The organism is Nocardioides sp. Z35_8, from assembly GCF_059621125.1.
In genome coordinates this window covers 462,450-480,577 of record NZ_JCAQIE010000001.1, presented here as the reverse complement: position 1 = coordinate 480,577, position 18,128 = coordinate 462,450, and the positions used below count along the sequence as shown (strand labels likewise).

19 protein-coding genes are annotated in these 18,128 nt (G+C 73.6%); 13 read left to right on the top strand and 6 right to left on the bottom strand.

The window, feature by feature from the left end:
- Window positions 1-14: 14 nt before the first annotated feature.
- Entirely contained in the window at window positions 15-2,114 is a 2,100-nt protein-coding gene (locus AC54T2_RS02315) for a serine/threonine-protein kinase (protein WP_496665412.1), read from the bottom strand.
- A gap of 96 nt (window positions 2,115-2,210) precedes the next feature.
- Between AC54T2_RS02315 and purD the strand changes: the two genes are divergently transcribed.
- Entirely contained in the window at window positions 2,211-3,479 is a 1,269-nt protein-coding gene (gene purD, locus AC54T2_RS02310; protein ID WP_496665411.1) for a phosphoribosylamine--glycine ligase, read from the top strand.
- Window positions 3,480-3,541: 62 nt separating this feature from the next.
- Window positions 3,542-4,960, top strand: a complete 1,419-nt coding sequence (purB, locus tag AC54T2_RS02305) for an adenylosuccinate lyase (protein WP_489975295.1) — start codon at window positions 3,542-3,544, stop codon at window positions 4,958-4,960.
- Between the two features lie 85 nt (window positions 4,961-5,045).
- Here purB and AC54T2_RS02300 read toward each other — a convergent pair whose 3' ends face one another.
- Window positions 5,046-6,497 (bottom strand): MFS transporter, encoded by a 1,452-nt coding sequence (locus AC54T2_RS02300; protein ID WP_496665410.1) that lies wholly within the window; start codon window positions 6,495-6,497, stop codon window positions 5,046-5,048.
- 87 nt (window positions 6,498-6,584) lie between these two features.
- Here AC54T2_RS02300 and AC54T2_RS02295 point away from each other — a divergent pair, with 87 nt between their 5' ends.
- The 6 genes from AC54T2_RS02295 to AC54T2_RS02270 all read left to right on the top strand — a co-directional run bounded on the left by AC54T2_RS02295 (window position 6,585) and on the right by AC54T2_RS02270 (window position 10,648).
- Entirely contained in the window at window positions 6,585-6,854 is a 270-nt protein-coding gene (locus AC54T2_RS02295) for an acylphosphatase (RefSeq protein ID WP_489975293.1), read from the top strand.
- Window positions 6,855-6,960: 106 nt separating this feature from the next.
- Window positions 6,961-7,512, top strand: a complete 552-nt coding sequence (locus AC54T2_RS02290) for an antibiotic biosynthesis monooxygenase (protein WP_496665409.1) — start codon at window positions 6,961-6,963, stop codon at window positions 7,510-7,512.
- Between the two features lie 16 nt (window positions 7,513-7,528).
- Window positions 7,529-8,431, top strand: a complete 903-nt coding sequence (locus AC54T2_RS02285) for a phosphoribosylaminoimidazolesuccinocarboxamide synthase (RefSeq protein WP_186339322.1) — start codon at window positions 7,529-7,531, stop codon at window positions 8,429-8,431.
- Window positions 8,320-8,868, top strand: a complete 549-nt coding sequence (locus tag AC54T2_RS02280; protein WP_496666250.1) for an SRPBCC family protein — start codon at window positions 8,320-8,322, stop codon at window positions 8,866-8,868. Before AC54T2_RS02285 ends, AC54T2_RS02280 begins: the two co-directional genes overlap by 112 nt.
- A gap of 32 nt (window positions 8,869-8,900) precedes the next feature.
- Complete coding sequence (locus AC54T2_RS02275; protein ID WP_496665408.1) at window positions 8,901-10,463, top strand: long-chain-fatty-acid--CoA ligase; 1,563 nt, start codon at window positions 8,901-8,903, stop codon at window positions 10,461-10,463.
- Window positions 10,463-10,648, top strand: a complete 186-nt coding sequence (locus AC54T2_RS02270; RefSeq protein WP_186339320.1) for a hypothetical protein — start codon at window positions 10,463-10,465, stop codon at window positions 10,646-10,648. The genes AC54T2_RS02275 and AC54T2_RS02270 overlap by 1 nt, the downstream gene beginning before the upstream one ends.
- A gap of 115 nt (window positions 10,649-10,763) precedes the next feature.
- Here AC54T2_RS02270 and AC54T2_RS02265 read toward each other — a convergent pair whose 3' ends face one another.
- Window positions 10,764-11,591, bottom strand: coding sequence for a DUF72 domain-containing protein (locus tag AC54T2_RS02265; RefSeq protein ID WP_496665407.1), 828 nt, complete (start codon window positions 11,589-11,591; stop codon window positions 10,764-10,766).
- Between the two features lie 134 nt (window positions 11,592-11,725).
- On the opposite strand from AC54T2_RS02265, the gene purS reads away from it, so the two are divergent.
- From purS to AC54T2_RS02250, 3 genes are read left to right on the top strand one after another with little or no spacing between them, the layout of a single operon-like run.
- On the top strand, window positions 11,726-12,007 hold the full coding sequence (gene purS, locus AC54T2_RS02260) for a phosphoribosylformylglycinamidine synthase subunit PurS (protein ID WP_186339318.1): 282 nt from the start codon (window positions 11,726-11,728) through the stop codon (window positions 12,005-12,007).
- The gene (purQ, locus tag AC54T2_RS02255; RefSeq protein ID WP_496665406.1) at window positions 12,004-12,672 is read left to right on the top strand and encodes a phosphoribosylformylglycinamidine synthase subunit PurQ; all 669 of its coding nucleotides are present in this window, start codon (window positions 12,004-12,006) and stop codon (window positions 12,670-12,672) included. Before purS ends, purQ begins: the two co-directional genes overlap by 4 nt.
- On the top strand, window positions 12,669-13,124 hold the full coding sequence (locus tag AC54T2_RS02250) for a DUF3817 domain-containing protein (protein ID WP_186339316.1): 456 nt from the start codon (window positions 12,669-12,671) through the stop codon (window positions 13,122-13,124). Before purQ ends, AC54T2_RS02250 begins: the two co-directional genes overlap by 4 nt.
- Window positions 13,125-13,235: 111 nt before the next feature.
- On the opposite strand, the gene AC54T2_RS02245 is transcribed toward AC54T2_RS02250, so the two are convergent.
- The 3 genes from AC54T2_RS02245 to AC54T2_RS02235 all read right to left on the bottom strand — a co-directional run bounded on the left by AC54T2_RS02245 (window position 13,236) and on the right by AC54T2_RS02235 (window position 16,270).
- Window positions 13,236-14,609, bottom strand: coding sequence for a glycoside hydrolase domain-containing protein (locus tag AC54T2_RS02245; protein WP_489975288.1), 1,374 nt, complete (start codon window positions 14,607-14,609; stop codon window positions 13,236-13,238).
- A gap of 152 nt (window positions 14,610-14,761) precedes the next feature.
- Window positions 14,762-15,160: a hypothetical protein gene (locus AC54T2_RS02240; RefSeq protein ID WP_186339314.1), complete on the bottom strand. Its 399-nt coding sequence runs from the start codon at window positions 15,158-15,160 to the stop codon at window positions 14,762-14,764.
- 24 nt (window positions 15,161-15,184) lie between these two features.
- A complete protein-coding gene (locus AC54T2_RS02235; RefSeq protein ID WP_489975287.1) occupies window positions 15,185-16,270 on the bottom strand; it encodes a hypothetical protein in 1,086 nt (361 codons plus the stop codon).
- 144 nt (window positions 16,271-16,414) lie between these two features.
- On the opposite strand from AC54T2_RS02235, the gene AC54T2_RS02230 reads away from it, so the two are divergent.
- Window positions 16,415-16,795, top strand: a complete 381-nt coding sequence (locus AC54T2_RS02230) for a hypothetical protein (protein ID WP_186339312.1) — start codon at window positions 16,415-16,417, stop codon at window positions 16,793-16,795.
- Window positions 16,792-18,102, top strand: a complete 1,311-nt coding sequence (locus tag AC54T2_RS02225) for a hypothetical protein (RefSeq protein WP_496665405.1) — start codon at window positions 16,792-16,794, stop codon at window positions 18,100-18,102. Before AC54T2_RS02230 ends, AC54T2_RS02225 begins: the two co-directional genes overlap by 4 nt.
- Window positions 18,103-18,128 lie beyond the last annotated feature (26 nt).

Genomic DNA, 18,128 nt, shown 5'->3' with positions numbered 1-18,128 from the left:
CCCGCGGGCGGAGGTCACTCGCGGGCGACGAGGCTCGCGGCCTCCCCCTCGCAGCCCGAGGTGGTGCAGGGCACCACGCCCCACTCCACCGGCTCCTGCAGGGAGTCGCCGTCGGAGACGTACACCTCGACGAGGGCGGTCCCGGCGTCGTCGTCGTAGGCGTGCAGGCGGACGACGTCCTGGTCACCGTCGCCGTCCACGTCGGAGGCGGCCACGTCGAGGTAGGGGAAGTCGGGACCGCCGCTGGTGGGCGCGACCAGCTCCTTCGGCGTGCCGAAGCCGCCGTTGACGAACCGCTGGACCGCGACCGTCGCGCCGTACTCGTCCTCGCCCCACCGGTCGGTGATCAGGTGCACCAGCTCGTCGGCGCCGTCGCCGTCGATGTCGGCGGCGGTGTAGTCGGCCACGCCGTAGCGCCCGTCCTCGATGCGGGTGGTCGGTGACTTGCGGAACCGCTCGCCCGTGCTGAGCAGCACCCGGAACCGGACGCCGACGGCGCCGCCGCCGTTGACCACCCGGGCGGCGAGGTCGTCGAGGCCGTCGCCGTCGAAGTCACCGATGGCGAACTGGTCGTCCTCGTTGGCGCGACCCCCGCGGGACGCGTACTCCACGGGCTCGTCGAAGCCGTCGCCGGCGGAGCGGGCGACCGAGACCACCATGAGCTTCTCGCCGCGGTTGCGGGTGAGCAGCAGGTCGTCGCGGCCGTCGCCGTCGAAGTCGCCCATGCCGTAGAAGCCGTAGTCGGTGCGCCACCGGAACGTCTGCTGCGACAGCTCCTCGACACCGTCGCCGGTGCCGCGCCAGACCGTCGCGGTGACCTCGGTGTCGTCGTCGCTCTCGACGACCTGCACCAGGTCTGGCCGGCCGTCGCCGTCGACGTCGCCGACCTTGGGCCGCTCGATCATCCCGGCGTCCTCGACCGCCTCGCCCAGCGCGGTGCCGTCGGAGGTGAGCAGCACGACCGGCAGGGCCTCGAGGCCGTCGCGCCACACCGAGCGGGCGGCCCGCACGTCGCCCAGCCCGTCGCCGTCCCAGTCGCCGGCGACCGGGTCCGCGATGGCGGCCGGGCCGTCGGTGGCAGCGTCGGGCGAGGCGTCGCCGTCGTCGTCTCCGTCGAACGACCGCACGGCGAGGGTGCCGCCGACCACCGCGACCAGGGCCAGCGCCGCGGCCGCCACCACGGCGGTCGTACGACGTCCGCGGGCGGGCGGTGCGGTGTCGCCCGCCTCCTCGAGCGGGGAGCGGCCCGGCTCGGGGGTCGCGCCGCCGGGGGAGAGCGCGGCCCGGGGCATCCTCGAGAGCGCCACCAGGTCGCTGCGCAGCTCGCCGGCCGAGGCGTGGCGCTCGGCCGGGTCCTTGGCCATGGCGCGCGCCAGGACGCGGTTGAGCTCGACCGTCGCCGCGTCGGTGCCGGGCAGCCGGGGCACCGGCTCGTTGACGTGGGCGACCGCCATCTCCACGTCGGAGCCGACGTAGGGGGCACGGCCCGTGACGCACGCGTGGAGCAGGCACCCGAGCGCGTAGACGTCGCTGGCGGGGGTGGCCGGGGCGCCGTGCGCCCGCTCGGGGGCGAGATAGGCCCAGCTGCCGGCCACGCCGCCGGCCCGGGTGAGCCCGTCGCCGCCGGTGGCGGCCTGGGCGATGCCGAAGTCGCCGAGGTAGACGAACGGCTCCGTGGCGTCGGGGTCGCGGACGAGCACGTTGGCGGGCTTGACGTCGCGGTGCACGATGCCGGCCGCGTGGGCGTCGTGCAGGGCCTCGGCGACCTGGGCGCAGATCGTCGCCGCGAGCTGGACCGGCACCGGGCCCCGCCGCTTGAGCTGGGTGCCGAGGTCGCCACCGGCGACGTACTGCATCGCGAGGAAGGGCGTGCCGTCGACGACGCCGTGGTCGAAGATCGTGGTGATGTGGGGGGAGTCGAGGCGGGCCAGCGTCTCGGCCTCGCGGTCGAACCGGGCGAGGAACTCCTCGTCGCCGGTGAGCTGCGGCGACATCACCTTGAGCGCCACCCGCCTCTGGAGCTTGGTGTCGAGGGCCAGGTGCACCACCCCCATCCCGCCCGCGCCGATCTGCCGCTCGATCTCGTACCGGCCGAACCTGTCCCCAGGACGCACGCGCACCCGACTCCTCTTTGTCTCGTCCGTCTCGTCAGCTGACCCACCGTGCCTGCCCGGTGGAGCCGAGCCCAAACCTCGCTAGGGTCGGCATCCGTGAAGACCCTCGTCATCGGGACCGGCGGGCGCGAGCACGCCCTCGCGCTCTCCCTCGCCGCCGACCCGGCCGTGACCGAGGTGCACGCCGCGCCGGGCAATCCTGGCATCGGCGAGGTCGCCGTCCTGCACCCGGCCGACCCGATGGACGGCACCGCCGTCGCCGACCTCGCCGTCTCCGTGGGCGCCGACCTCGTCGTCGTGGGCCCCGAGGCGCCGCTGGTCGCCGGGGTCGCCGACGCCGTGCGGGAGGCAGGGATCGCGGTCTTCGGACCCTCCCGCGCCGCCGCCCGGCTCGAGGGGTCGAAGTCCTTCTCCAAGGAGGTGATGGCCGCGGCCGGCGTGCCGACCGCCGGCTCGCGCACCTGCACGACCCCCGAGGAGGTCGCCGCGGCCCTCGACGCGTTCGGCGCTCCCCACGTCGTCAAGGACGACGCGCTGGCCGCCGGCAAGGGGGTGGTCGTCACCCTCGACCGCGACGAGGCGCTCGCGCACGCCGCGGGGTGCGAGCGCGTGGTGGTCGAGGAGTTCCTCGACGGCCCGGAGTTCTCCCTCTTCGTGGTCTGCGACGGCAGCGTCGGCCGGCCGCTGCTGCCCGCGCAGGACTTCAAGCGCATCTTCGACGGAGGACGCGGACCCAACACCGGCGGCATGGGCTCGTACGCACCGCTGCCCTGGCTGCCCGACGGCGTCGCCGACTCCGTGATGGCCGACGTCGTCGCGCCGACGCTGGCGGAGATGCGGCGTCGCGGCGCGCCGTTCGTCGGATGCCTCTACGTCGGCCTCGCCCTGACCGCCACCGGGCCGAAGGTCATCGAGTTCAACTGCCGCTTCGGCGACCCCGACGTGCAGCCGGTGCTCGCGCTGCTGACCTCGCCGCTCGGCGGCCTGCTCCGTGCCGCCGCGGTGGGCGACCTCGCGTCCGTGCCCCCGCCGACCTTCGCCGACGGCGCCTGCGTCTCGGTCGTGATGGCGAGCGCCGGCTACCCCGCGGGGTCCAGCGCCGGCGACGTCATCGTCGGCACCGAGACGCTCGCCGCCGAGGACGACGTCGACGTCATCCACGCCGGCACCGCCCGCACCGACGCCGGCCTGGTGACCGCAGGTGGGCGGGTGCTCGCCGTCCGGGCGACCGGCTCGGACGTCGCCGACGCGCGCGCCCGGGCGTACGAGGGCATCGCCTCGATCGGCTTCCCGGGCGCCCAGTGGCGACGCGACATCGCCGCCGAGCCGCTCGGCGTGGTCGAGGGCGCCGTCACCCGGGCCTGAACCCCGCGGGGCGGACGTCCCTCGCTCGGCGTCCCGGGCCGCGGATGGGAGGATGGCTGCCCGTGAGCGTCCCCAACGTCCTGGCCACCCGCTACGCCGGCGCCGATCTCGCCGAGATCTGGTCGCCCGAGCACAAGATCGTCCTCGAGCGGCAGCTGTGGGTCGCGGTGCTCAAGGCCCAGCGCGACCTCGGCGTCGCGGTCCCCGACGGCGTCGTCGAGGACTACGAGGCGGTCGTCGACACGGTCGACCTCGACTCGATCGCCGCCCGCGAGCGGGTCACCCGCCACGACGTCAAGGCGCGGATCGAGGAGTTCTCCGCGCTCGCCGGCCACGAGCACATCCACAAGGGGATGACCTCGCGCGACCTGACCGAGAACGTCGAGCAGCTGCAGGTGCGCCGCTCGCTCGAGGTGGTGCGCGACCGGGCCGTCGCCGCGCTCGTGCGCCTCGGCCGGCTCGCCGCGGAGCACGAGACGACGGTGATGGCCGGCCGCTCCCACAACGTCGCCGCCCAGGCGACCACGCTCGGCAAGCGCTTCGCCACCGTCGCCGACGAGATGCTGATCGCGGTCCAGCGCATCGAGGAGCTCCTCGCCCGCTACCCGCTCCGCGGCATCAAGGGCCCGATGGGCACCGCCCAGGACATGCTCGACCTGCTCGACGGAGACGCCGACCGGCTCGACGAGCTCGAGCGTCGCGTGGCCGGCCACCTCGGCTTCGACCACGTGCTGACCAGCGTCGGCCAGGTCTACCCCCGCTCGCTCGACTTCGACGTCGTCTCGGCGCTCGTGCAGCTGGTCAGCGGGCCGTCCAACCTCGCCACCACCGTGCGGCTGATGGCCGGGCACGAGCTGGTCACCGAGGGGTTCAAGGAGGGCCAGGTCGGCTCGTCGGCGATGCCCCACAAGATGAACACCCGCTCGTGCGAGCGGGTCAACGGCCTCGCGGTCGTCGTCCGCGGGCACCTGTCGATGGTCAGCGAGCTCGCCGGCGACCAGTGGAACGAGGGCGACGTCTCCTGCTCGGTGGTGCGCCGCGTCGCGCTCCCCGACGCATTCTTCGCCACCGACGGCCTCTTCCAGACCTTCCTCACCGTGCTCGACGAGTTCGGCGCGTTCCCCGCGGTGATCCAGCGCGAGCTCGACCGCTACCTGCCGTTCCTCACCACCACCAAGGTGCTGATGGCCGCGGTGCGCAACGGCGTGGGCCGCGAGGCGGCGCACGAGGCGATCAAGGAGGCCGCCGTCGGCACGGCACTCGCGATGCGCGCCGGGCAGGGCGACAACGACGTCTACGGCTTGCTCGCCGCCGACGAGCGGCTCGGCCTGACCCGCGAGCAGATCGACGCGCTCGTCGCCGACCCGATCGAGTTCACCGGCGCCGCCGTGGCCCAGACCCGTGCGGTCGTCGCCCGGATCGAGGCGCTCGCGGCCGCCCACCCGGACGCGGCGGCCTACGTGCCGGGCGCGATCCTCTGACACCACGCGGGCAGTGCGCGCTCCCGGCGCCGCACGCCACTCTCAGCGCGCCACCCGGGCGCCCGAACTGCCTGCACGGTGGCGCTCAGTCGCCGCGGCGCCAGGACAGCACGGCGGCGGCGAAGGCCGCCGACAGCACGACGAGCGCGGCCAGCAGTGCCGCGCGCGCGGCGACCGGGGCGGACGCGACCGTCCCGACCGCCTGGTAGACCGTCATCAGCAGCGCGGCGCCGAGCGCCGAGCCGATCCGCTGGCCGGTCTGGAGCGCTCCGCCGGCCGCTCCGCCCATCCGCGGCGGCACCTCGGCGAGGGTGAGGGTGAAGTTGGGGGAGATGACCCCGCCGCCCCCGATGCCCGCGAGGAACATCGCCGGCGCCAGCGTCCACCACAGCGTGTCGGTGGGCGAGGTCACCAGCCAGGCCGCGAGCGCGGTGCCGGTCATCATCACGCCCAGCGCGACCAGGGTCACCCGCCGGCCCAGGCGGCCGACCAGGTTGCCCGCGAGCGGCGAGGTGAGGGCGGAGCCGGCGGCGAACGGCGTCATCAGCAGCGCCGCCTGCAGCGGGGAGAACCCCTCGCCCTCCTGCAGGTGCACCGACAGCACCAGGAAGATGCCGGTGAAGCCGGTGAAGTAGAGGGTTCCGACCACCAGGCCGTTGGCGTAGCCGGGGAGCCCGCGCAGCAGCGACACGTCGAGCAGCGGCGGGCGCTCGAGTCGTACGGTCCGCGCCTCCCACCGCACGAACCCCCACGCGAGCGGCGGGAAGGCGACCAGCGCCAGCAGGGCGACCCCCGTCCCGCCCTCGAGGCTGATCAGCGGGTAGAGCACCGCCAGGACGGCCAGGCCGAGCAGGGCCGCGCCGACGACGTCGATGCGGGGATCCTCGGGCACGGCCTCCGGGCCTGCGCCGACGTCGTTGTCGGGCACCAGCCGGCGGATCAGCACCAGCGCGACCAGGCCGATGGGCACGTTGATGAGGAACAGCGAGCGCCAGCCCTCGTCCTCGCCGAGCAGGCCGATCAGCGCACCGCCGATGAGCGGGCCGGTCGCCGAGGCGACCGCGACGGTGAAGCCGAACATGCCGAAGGCGCGGCCCCGCTCGGCGCCGCGGAACAGCTGCTGGATGAGCCCGGAGTTCTGCGGGGTGAGCAGCCCGGCGCTGGCGCCCTGCACCAGCCGGGCCACGATGATGGCGGCGGCGTTGGGCGCCAACCCCACCGCGGCGCTGGAGACGATGAAGCCGACCAGCCCGATCGTCATCATCCGGCGGCGACCGTGCGCGTCGCCGAGGCGGCCGCCGGCGACCAGCGTCATGCCGAACGCCAGCGCGTAGCCCGAGACCACCCACTGGATGGTGGCGGCCGAGGTGTCGAGCCCGGCCCGGATCGACGGCACGGCCACGTTGACGATCGTGACGTCGAGCAGCGACATGAAGCCGACGACGAGGGACACCGCGAGGACCCGCCAGCGCCGCGGGTCGGGCTGGTACGCCTCCGCTTCGCCGGTGCCCGCCTCGGTCTGCTCGTCCTGGGTCATCCGCGCCAGCCTCTCACCCGCTCCCACGCGCCGGCGTCGCCCGACGGGGCGGGGCAGAGGAGGCAGGGAGAGCGGCAGGATGGGGGCATGAAGGCGGTCCAGGCGCGCGTGAGCGGCACGGTGCAGGGCGTCGGGTTCCGGTGGTACGCCCGGGAGCGCGCGCAGCAGCTCGGCGTCGCCGGCTGGGTGCGCAACGAGCTCGACGGGAGCGTCCTGCTGCACGCCGAGGGCGAGGACGACGTCGTCGACGCGCTCGTGGAGTGGTGCCGGCAGGGGCCGCCGTCCGCCCGGGTGCGCGACGTCGTGACGCGCGAGGCGGCGGCGAGCGGCGCGGCGACGTTCGAGGTGACCGGCTGAGGCGTGCGGGCGTGGCGGGGATCTCGTCGCCGCGGGCTTCGTCGCGCGTGTGCGGCGCCCCGAGACTGGGCCCTGTGAGCACCATGAGCACCCCACGGCGACCCGCATGACCGCCCCCGTCACCGTGTCGGTGACCCGCCACGTCGACCCCACGCGCACCACGGAGATGCAGGCGTGGGTGCAGGCCGGCACCACGCTCGCGGAGCGCTTCGACGGGTTCCTCGGCTCGGGCTGGGTGCGCCCGAGCGTGGACTCGAGCGACTGGCACATGCTCTACCGCTTCGCCGACAGCGAGTCCCTCGCCGCGTGGGAGGCCTCGCCGCAGCGCGCCTGGTGGCTCGAGGCGGCGCACGGGAGCGTGGAGGAGAAGCGGCGCGAGCGGCGTACGGGCATCGAGGGCTGGTTCGACGAGCCGACGACGGTCGAGGCGCTGAGCGCCGCTCCCGTGCCGCCGCCGCGCTGGAAGCAGATGGTGGTGATCTTCATGGTGTTCCTGCCGCTGAGCCTGACCGCCAACTTCGTCGCCTCCCGCGTGATCCCCGACTGGCCGCTGGTGCCGCGCGTGGTGCTGGTGACCACGGTGATGACGCCGCTGATGACCTACGTCTTCCTCCCGTGGATGACGCGCCGCATGAGCTGGTGGCTGCACCGCCGGTGACGGCTAGGCTCGGCGCGTGGCCGAGCCCGAGATCCCCGCAGCCCCCGCGATCGAGGGCACCACGCACCTGCACTCCGGCAAGGTCCGCGACCTCTACCGCATCGACTCCGGCGAGCACGAGGGTCGGCTGCTCATGGTGGCCAGCGACCGCATCTCGGCCTACGACTTCGTCCTCGACACCACCATCCCCGACAAGGGCGAGATCCTCACCCGGATGTCGCTGTGGTGGTTCGACCGGCTCTCCGGGCTGGTGGGCAACCACGTGGTGTCCACCGACGTGCCCGCCGCCGTCGCGGGCCGCGCCGTGGTCTGCGAGCAGCTCGACATGTTCCCGGTCGAGTGCGTGGCACGCGGCTACCTCACCGGGTCGGGGCTGCTCGACTACGCCCGCACCGGCGAGGTGTGCGGCATCGCGCTGCCCGCCGGCCTGCAGGACGGCAGCCGGCTGCCCGAGCCGATCTTCACCCCCGCGACCAAGGCCGACCTCGGCGACCACGACGAGAACGTCGACTACCGGGCCGTGGTCGAGGCGGTCGGCGACGACGCCGCCGCCGAGCTGCGGATGCTGACCATGGAGGTCTACCGCACGGCCCACGCCGTCGCGCAGGAGCGCGGCATCATCGTGGCCGACACCAAGCTGGAGTTCGGCCGACGGCCCGCCGCCGAGGGCGGCGCCACGATCCTCGCCGACGAGGTGCTCACGCCCGACAGCTCCCGCTTCTGGCCGGCCGACGCGTGGCAGCCCGGGCGCGCCCAGTCGTCGTACGACAAGCAGATCGTGCGCGACTGGCTCACCGGCGAGTCGGGCTGGGACCGCGCCTCCGGCGAGGCGCCGCCGCCGCTGCCGGAGGCGGTCGTGGAGCGCACCCGTGCCCGCTACGTCGAGGCCTACGAGCTGTTGACCGGGGAGTCGTTCTGACGACGCGCCGCTTCACCGCGACCGTCGAGGTCCCGCACTCGGCGGAGCAGGCGTTCGCCTACCTCGTCGACCCGCGGCGGCGTCCGGAGTGGCAGTCGAGCCTGCTCTCCACCGACGTGCCGGAGGACGAGGAGCCCCACCTCGGCCAGTCGTGGACCGAGCTGACGGTGGTCGGGGTGCGCCCGAGCCTGGTGGTCACCGCGTTCGTTCCGTTCCGGTGGTGGGCCGAGCGCGGCACCTGGCGCGGGGTCGAGGCGACGCTGCACCTGCGCTTCACCGGCACCCGCGAGGGATGTCGCGTCGTGGCCGAGGGAGAGGTCACCGGCGACGGCCTCTACGGCGTCGCTGCGCGCAGCTCGGGCCTGCTGGCGGGGCGCGCGATCGCGGCCGACCTGCGCACCGCCGGGCACCGCATCGCCCAGCTCTCGGGCGGGTGACGCGGCTCACGGGCGCTGAGTAGGTTGGCGCCATGGCCAACCTCTCCTCGCTCCTCGAAGGCACCGCCGCGGCCCACCCCGACCGCACGGCAGTGGTGCTGGGTGACACCCGGCTGACCTACGCCCAGGTCGACGCGGCCGCCAACCAGGTGGCCAACCTGCTGGTCTCGCGCGGCATCGAGCCCGGCGACAAGGTGGCGCTGAGCTGCCCCAACCTGCCGTGGTTCCCGATCGTCTACCACGGCATCCTCAAGGCCGGCGCGAGCGTCGTGCCGCTCAACGTGCTGCTCAAGGCGCGGGAGGTGGCGTACCACCTCGACGACTCGGACGCGACGGCCTACGTCTGCTTCCAGGGCACGCCCGAGCTGCCGATCGGCGCCGAGGGCCACGCCGGTTTCGAGCAGGCCGAGAGGTGCGAGCACTTCCTCCTGATCACCGCGGACCCGGCGGCCGCGTCGCCCATCGAGGGCGTCGAGACGCTGGGCCGGGCGCTGAAGGGGCAGTCGCCGGTCTTCGAGACCCGCCAGGTCGACGGCGACGACACCGCCGTCATCCTCTACACCTCGGGCACCACCGGCCAGCCCAAGGGCGCCGAGCTGACGCACCGCAACATGATCTCCAACGCGCTGGTCAGCGACGCGCTCTTCGGCGCCGACGCCGACCGCCCCGACACCCTCCTGTGCGTCCTGCCGCTCTTCCACTCCTTCGGCCAGACCGTGATCATGAACGCCGGGTTCGCCTTCGGCGGCACCGTGGTGCTGCTGCCGCGCTTCGAGCCCGGGCCGGCGCTCGCGCTGATGGAGCAGGAGGGCGTGACGTTCTTCGCCGGCGTCCCGACGATGTACTGGGGCCTCCTCGGTGCGCTCGACGGCTCGGGCGTCGACGTGACGACGATCGCCGACCACGTACGCGTGGCGGTCGCCGGCGGGTCGGCGCTACCGGTGGAGGTGCACAAGGAGTTCGAGCACCGCTTCGGCGTGACCATCCTCGAGGGCTACGGCCTCTCGGAGACCTCGCCGGTCGCGAGCTTCTCGGTGTGGGGCGAGCCGGTGCGCGTCGGGTCGATCGGCACGCCGATCCCCGGCGTCGAGATGAAGCTGATCAACCCCGTGCCTGGGGTGCGCGAGGACCTCGACGGCGACGACGTCGTGGGCGAGATCGCGATCAAGGGCCCCAACGTGATGAAGGGCTACCACGGGCGCACCGACGCGACGGCGGAGGCGATCGTGGACGGCTGGTTCCGCTCCGGCGACCTGGGCCGCAAGGACGCCGACGGCTGGTACTACATCGTCGACCGGTCCAAGGACATGATCATCCGCGGCGGCTACAACGTCTATCCCCGCGAGGTCGAGGAGGTGCTGCTGACGCACCCCGACGTCTCGCTCGCGGCCGTGATCGGCGTCCCCCACGAGAGCCACGGCGAGGAGATCAAGGCCGTCGTCATCCGCAAGGAGGGCGCCACGGTGACCGAGGACGAGCTCGTCGAATGGAGCAAGGAGCAGATGGCTGCCTACAAGTACCCCCGCATCGTCGAGTTCGTCGACGCCCTGCCGATGACGGCCACGGGCAAGATCCTGAAGCGGGAGCTCGCCTGATGCGCGCCCTCGGCATCGCCCTCGGCGTCCTCATGCTCATCACGGGCGCGATCTGGACCTTCCAGGGCCTGGGCTACCTCAAGGGCAGCGCGATGACCGACCAGAGCGTGTGGGCCATCATCGGCCCGCTCCTCGCCGGCCTGGGCGTCGCGTTGCTCATCGTGGCGCTCCGCCGCCAGGAGTGACGTACGCCGGTCTGCTCCCCGCCGTCGGTTCATCAAGGTATGTCGGCGAACCGGCAGTTCCCGCGGTGAATTGACGCAGGGAGGTGCGGGTTGGTCTGCATACCTTGATGAACCATCACGGCGCCGCGGGGCCGGACAGCCGCTCCTGGAGCGCGATCGCGTCGAACGGCGCGTGCACCTTGGCGTCGTTGTCGAAGTAGACGAACACCTCGCGACCGTCGGCCTCCCACCCGCGTACCTTCTGCTCCCAGCGGTCGAGGGCCTCGTCGGAGTAGCCGCTCGCGTAGAGCTCGGTGTCGCCGTGCAGGCGCACGTACACGACGTCGCTGGTCACCTCGTCGAACATCGGCCACGTGCCGGCGGAGTCGGCCACGACCATCCCGATCCCGTGCGCGCGCAGCAGCTCGCAGAACTCCGGCGTGCGGAACGACCGGTGCCGCACCTCGAGCACGTGGCGGAGCGGCCGGTCGACCGGGCACGCGGTGTCGGCGGGCTCCTTGAGCTTGTCGGGGTCATGGTGCGCAGCGGCGTACGACGACGCGGCGGCGGTGGTGCGCGGCAGCAGGTCGAAGAACGCGGCCAGGCGGTCGGGGTGGAAGCCGAGGTTGGGCGGCAGCTGCCACAGCAGCGGGCCCAGCCGCTCGCCGAGCGACAGCACGCCGGAGGCCAGGAAGGTGCCCAGCGGCGCCTCGACGTCGACCAGCTTCTTCATGTGGGTGACGAAGCGGGGTCCCTTGACGGCGAACACGAAGTCGTCGGGCACCTGCTCGCCCCATGCGTGCCAGCTCGAGGGGCGCTGCAGCGAGTAGAAGGAGCCGTTGACCTCCACGCTGCCCAGCCGCTCGCCGACGTAGGACAGCTCGAGGCGCTGGGGGAGCCCGGGCGGGTAGAAGTGCGTGCGCCAGCCGGCGTAGCGCCAGCCGGAGATGCCGATCCGTGCCATGTGAGCTCCTCTCGCGCGTCGCGCCGACACCCGTGGCGTACCCGCTCGGTCCACCGTCATGCCCGCCGGGTGCAGGTGCCCAGCGGATCACTAGAATCGACGGTGCCAGTCCACCTGTCTCCAGGAGCGCCCCCGTGGCCAGAGTCGTCGTCGACGTCATGCCCAAGCCCGAGATCCTCGACCCCCAGGGCAAGGCGGTGCTCGGTGCGCTTCCCCGCCTGGGCTTCGACCTCGTCACCGACGTCCGCCAGGGCAAGCGGTTCGAGCTGCAGGTCGAGGGCGAGATCACCGACGCGGTGCTCGCGGAGATCGAGCGCGTCGCCGGGACGCTGCTGTCCAACCCGGTGATCGAGGACTTCGAGGTCCACGTCGAGGAGCACTCCGTGGCCGAGGTCGCGCGCGGGGTCGGCCGATGAAGGTCGGCGTCGTCACCTTCCCCGGTTCGCTCGACGACGTCGACGCGCGTCGCGCCGTCACGATCGGCGGCAACGAGGCCGTCGCGCTGTGGCACGGCGACCACGACCTCAAGGCCGTCGACGCGGTCGTGCTGCCCGGCGGCTTCTCCTACGGCGACTACCTCCGCTGCGGCGCGATCTCCCGCTTCGCGCCGGTGATGACGTCCGTCATCGAGGCCGCGGGCCGGGGCATGCCGGTGCTCGGCATCTGCAACGGCTTCCAGATCCTCTGCGAGTCGCACCTGCTGCCCGGCGCGCTCATCCGCAACGACCACCGCAAGTTCGTCTGCCGCGAGCAGCGGCTGCGCATCGAGCGCGTCGACACCCCGTGGACCTCGGCCTACGCCGAGGGCGCCGAGGTCACGATCGTGCTCAAGAACGGCGAGGGCGGCTTCGTCGCCGACGATGACACCCTCGACCGGCTCGACGGCGACGGCCGGGTGGTCGCGCGCTACCTCGGCGACAACCCCAACGGCTCGCTGCGCGACATCGCCGGCATCTCCAACGAACGCGGCAACGTCGTCGGGCTCATGCCACACCCCGAGCACGCGGTCGAGGACCTCACCGGTCCGGGCACCGACGGGCTCGGCTTCTTCACCTCGCTCGCTGAAAAGGCATTCGCATGAACGACCAGCTCGCCCCCCGCAGGCTCTACCGCTACGTCGCACTCGCCGAGGCGATCACCTGGGCGCTGCTGCTGACGGGCATGTTCCTCAAGTACGTCACCGACACGACCGAGCTCGGTGTGCAGGTCTTCGGCATGGTCCACGGCGTGGTCTTCATCGCCTACTGCCTGGTCACCGTGCTGCTGGCGGTCGACCAGAAGTGGCCGCTCAGCCGGCTCGCGCTCGGCCTGGGCGCGGCGGTGCCGCCGTTCGCGACGGTGCCGTTCGAGCGCTACGCCGAGCGCGCCGGCCTGCTCAGCGACTCCTGGCGCCTGCGCGCCGAGTCGCCCGCCGGCATCGTCGAGCGGCTCACCTCCTGGCTGGTCCGTCGTCCCGCCCAGGGTGCCGCGGTGGGTCTCGTCGCGGTGCTCGGCCTGACCGGCGTCGCGCTCGTCATCGGCCCTCCGGTCTGACCCTGCCGCCCCGCCTTTCCTCGCGTTCGGCCGGGCTCAAGCGGTCACGTCCCCGCTCAACACGTCGGATCCGACGTGTTGAGCGGGTCTGTCACCGCTTGAGCAGCCGCGTCAGCGCCCCTGCTGGAGCTTGTTCCAGGTCTGGCGCGTGGCGACCCCGGAGACCCCGATCCGGAGCCGGGACTGGTAGGTCCGCACCGCGGCCTCGGTCTTGGCGTCGAACACGCCGGTGGCCCGGAAGCGTCCGGCCCCGGCCGCGTTGAGCGCCCGCTGGAGCCGGTGGACCGACTCGCCGGTGGAGCCGCGCTTGAGCGTCGTACGCGACCCGGCGGCGAGGAGGGCGGTCCAGTGCCGCTGGGTGAAGGTGTCGCTGGGGGCGAACCGGCGCGAGGCCTGCCAGGCGCGGGCGGCGGCGACGGTGGCGGCGTCGTACGAGCCGTCGACGGGGCCGGAGTAGGTGCCCCGCTCGGTGAGCAGGCACTGGAGCACCTTGACCCGCGTGGGCTTGGCCTTGCCGGGGGAGAGGGCGGGGTACTTCCAGTAGCCGAGCCGCGTGCCGGGGCAACGGCCCTCGGGCCGCGGCTGGGACCCGGCGCCCAGGTCGATGAAGTTGCTGTCGATGTTGATGGTCACCCCGCCCCACGTCTCGTCGTGGCCGCCGCGGTACTGCTTCATCCGCCCGCCTGGGCGCCAGCCATCCTCGGGGATGTAGGTCGTGGACGTGTTGGCGGCGCCGTCCCACCGGGCGATCCAGATGCGATCGGGGAGGGCGTACTGCCCCGGGCGCTGCGTCCGGGCGTCGTCGAGCATCTTGATGCCAGAGCTGGCGCTGGAGTAGAAGCCGGCGACGTAGCCGAGCGCCTTGATCCGGGTGACCCACCCGCTCGTGAAGACGAGCGCCGACTCGCGGCAGTGGGTGTTGGCGAGGTCGAACCCCTCGAGGTCGTACCAGAGGGTGCTGCCCGGGCCGATGCCGTACGCCGCCGCGTCGGCGGCGTTCTTGTCCGCCTCCGCCGCCCCCTGCGCGGCCGCCGCGGCGTATCCGCCGGCCGGGGCGGGGGAGATCCTGAAGTCGTCCTTGTAGCGCGGGAAGCGCGGCTGGCAGGACGCCTGGGGGCCGAGCGCGATGGGCAGCAGCCGCCAGCCGCGGGCGACCTGGGCGGCCACCCAGGTCGGGCTGAGGTGGGGCTGGGCACGACAGGCGCGGGAGTCGCCGGAGATGTAGATCCCCACGGCGGTGAACGGCGACTTCTTCCACCAGGTGTCCATGGCCGACTGGCTCGGCGCGACGCACTGGTCGAAGCCGTAGCCGGTGAAGTCGCCGGGCGTCGCGAGGGCGATCTGGCGCTGCGAGGCGAGCGCGCGCGCCTGAATCGGCTCCTCGGCCGTGGCCGGCGCCGTGCCGAGGAGTGGGGCGACGACCAGCAGCGCGAGGGCGGCGGTGGCGGTCCGGGCGAGGGTGCGGATGGGGCGGGGGCGGCGCATGGGTGACTCCAGCTGCGGGGAAGGGCGTGGCGCGGGCAGGCTACCCACGGAATCACACCTGTCACACCGGTAACAGACGTTCCATCGAAGTACAGCGCTGTAGTTCTCATCCCTGCCTGGCTGAGAACCGTCGGCCGCGGGAGGGAGCAGCCTCAGTCGGAGGTGGGGACGTCGTCGAGGAGGAAGTTGCCCTTGGCCTCCTCGGCCTCGACGAGCTCCTCGAACGCGAGCGCGATGTCCTCCTGGTGCTCGTCGATCATCGTCGCGAGGTGGCCCTGCAGGAGGGCGCCGTGGGGGGACTCGCCGGAGAACACCCGCTCCCAGGTGTCCTCGCCGCCGCGAATCTTCTCCACGAGCGTGCGCATGTCGTCGCCCAGCTCCCCCGACTCGGCCTGCTCCTCGAGCGCCTTCCTCTCCTCGTCGGTGAGCAGCGGGCGCGCGTCGAGCTCCTCGACGGTCGCCTGCAGGTCGGCCAGGCTCGAGGTGAGGTCGTCGCGGGCGGCGCTGATCGCGGCCAGGATCTCCTCCTGGCTCCGGGGGTCGGTGCTCATCGGGGTGCCCTCATGCGCGGGAGGCTACGCCGGCGCGGCGGGCGCCGCGACCACCGCGCGGTGCTTGCCGATCGTGGGCGTGGCGACCGTCTCGGGGTCGCGCACGATGCTGCTGGGCGCACCGCTCGACATCGGGCCGCCGGCAGTGGAGACCGGCGCCCGGTCGCCGTCGAAGAACCGCTTGACCGACGAGATGAGCGACTCGACCTGCTTGAGGATGTCGATGAGCTTCATCAACGTGCGGAAGGCCTTCATCACCGCCTGGAAGGCCTGGAACACCGCCTGCACCACGCGCGCCCAGCCGACACCGGGGATGCTCATCGTCGCGAGCGCGGCCGAGACGGTCTGCACCGCCGACTTCACGCACTGCACGACCGACAGCGCGGTCTGCCAGGCGTCGCGGCAGACCTGCACGACGGTCTGGCCCATCTGGATGAGCTGCCCGGCCTGGGTGTCGAGCGAGCCGACCCAGGTGCCGATCTGGGCGATGGCCGCGTCGGACGCCCCGCCCTGCCACGTCTGCGAGATGGTGCTCCCGCCGCTCTGCAGGTTGGCCGAGACGCCCCTCATCGACTGGCCCAGGGCGCCGAAGGACGATCCCTGGGTGGAGGCGCCGACCACGTCGCCACCGATCTTCTCGGCCAGCTCGGCGCGGATGTCGAAGCCGGTCAGCATGCGCACCAGGTCGCACACGGTGTCGTAGGGGAAGCCGAAGCTGACCTGCGGCAGGCTCGTCTCGGTCGCGGCGGCGCGCTTGATGGTGGTGTCGGCGACGTCCCAGAAGCTGCTCGACCCGTCGCGGCCGTCGACGCCCGACGCGCGGTGGCGGCGTACGACGCCGTCCTCGGTCAGCGTGAAGTCGCGGGCGGTGGCCCGCAGCGCCTCGGCGTGGTCGGCCATGCCGCGACCGTTGTCCTCCAGCGACTGGTGCACCGAGGGCAGCAAGGCGTTGTAGGCACCCATCATCGTCTCGAGGATCGGGCCGAAGTCGGTCTGCACGAGGCTGGCGCCGCCGTTGCGGGCGATCCCGCTGAGGTCGTCGCTGGCGCGCTGCACCTGCGCGGACCAGGCGTCGAGCTCGGAGAGGTCGACGGTCATGACGGCGTTCATCGCGGCTCCTGCAGGGCTGTGGGGTGGTGAGGCAGACGTTCCCCTGGCAGGCCGCCGCGAAACTCACCCGGCCGCCGGAACGTTCCGTCCACAGCCGGGGTCGGGGCGCGTTTTGGCCCCCAGCGGCGCGGGTACCTCGTCAGGGTGAGCGCACCCGGCAAGCGGTCCCTGATGCAGGTCGAGCCGGCCAGGCTGGTCGAGCTGGCGGGCTCCTCCGAGCGCATCCTCGACGCCATGAGGCACGACTGGGCCGTCGCGCTGCCCGAGCTGTCGGGTGCCTGCGCGGCGCTGGGTGACGCGACGGGCACCGCCAACCTCGCCGCGTCCTACGCCGACGCGCTGGCCGACGCCGACGAGGTGCTCGGCTCGCTGTCCGGTGCCCTCGAGGTCGGCGTCGCCGGACTGGTCGACGCCGCGCGCGACGCCACCCGGGCCGACGACGGCGTGGCCGCCGAGCTCGAGCGCGCAGCCCAGCTGCTGGGGGAGGGCCCGTTCGGCCTGATGCCCGGTCCGGGAGGTCGATGACCGTGCCGGCCCACCCGTGGGAGCTGCGCGCCGACGTCATGCCGCTCGAGGCCGCCGCCCAGCGGTGGGCCGAGGTCGGCGCCCTGGTGGCCCGCCGCGGGGACGAGCTGGTCGAGGCCGCGCGCCGCGCCACCGAGGGATGGGACGCGGCGGCCGCCGAGAGCTACGAGGAGCACCGCCGGCAGGTGCTCGCGCACCTCGACCACTTCACCACCCTGGCCGAGCGGATCGCCGACTCGCTGCGCGCGTCCGCGGGTCTCCTCGCCTCGTCGCAGAAGGAGCTCGACCAGGCGTGGACGACCGTCGCGGACGTCCCCCACGAGGTCGTCGGAGAATCGCGGCACCTGGTCTTCAGGCCCTCGGAGGACGAGGAGCGCGGCAGGGTCACCCGCGGCCAGGCCGAGGCCGCCGACATCCGGCGCCGACTGGCCGCTGCGCTCGACCAGGAGAGCGCCCGGCTTCGCGCGGCGCGCGCCGAGCTGGTGACGGTCCGCACCGAGCTGCTCCCGCTCACCGGCGGCAGCCTCCCGGTGTTCGACGGTGCGGGAGGGGAGGTGTCGGGTGTCGGCACCCTCGTCGCGACGCCGTCGACCTCCGTGCCCGGCTCCTCGCAGGCGGGGGCCGGGGGCGTCGCCGCCCTGCCGCCGCTGACCCCCGTCGCGGTGACGGTGCCCGACCTCACGGGCGTCTCCGCGGCCGCCCTCGCGCCGCTCGCGGCCAGCGGTGCTGCCACCGCTGCCGGACGGGGCAGGTCCGAACGCCCGCCGCTCGGCACGCCGCCCGTGGGCGCCATGGGCGGCGGCGCGATGGCCGCCCGCGCAGGCACGATGTCGCGCGGGATGGCGAGCGGGCGCGGCGGACCCGCCCGGATGCCGGGCCCCAAGCCGGAGAGGACCGCCGCCGAGGAGGCCGCGGCGCGCGCCGCCCGCGAGAAGGAGGCGTTGCGCGAGGCCAAGCGCGCGGCGCTGGAGCAGAAGCGCGCCGAGCGGGCCGCCCGCAAGGCAGAGCGCGCCGCCGCACGCGACGGCCAGCCCGCCGGCCGCTCGCGCGACGGCGCCCGCCGCGACGACGCCCAGGACGACGGCCAGGACGACGGCCAGGACGACGGCCGGGACGACGGCCGGGACGACGCGCACGACGACGCCGAGGGCCCGGAGCAGGACGAGGAGCTCGACGTCGAGCTCGACGTCGAGCTCGACGCCGCGGCCGACGGTCGGACGGGCCAGCCGGCCGCCGAGCGGAGGCAGGCCGTACGCGTCGTCCACGAGGCGGCTCCCGAGAGCGGTGCCGGGGCCGCGCGCCGGTAGATTGACGCCGTGCCCGACACGAGCGC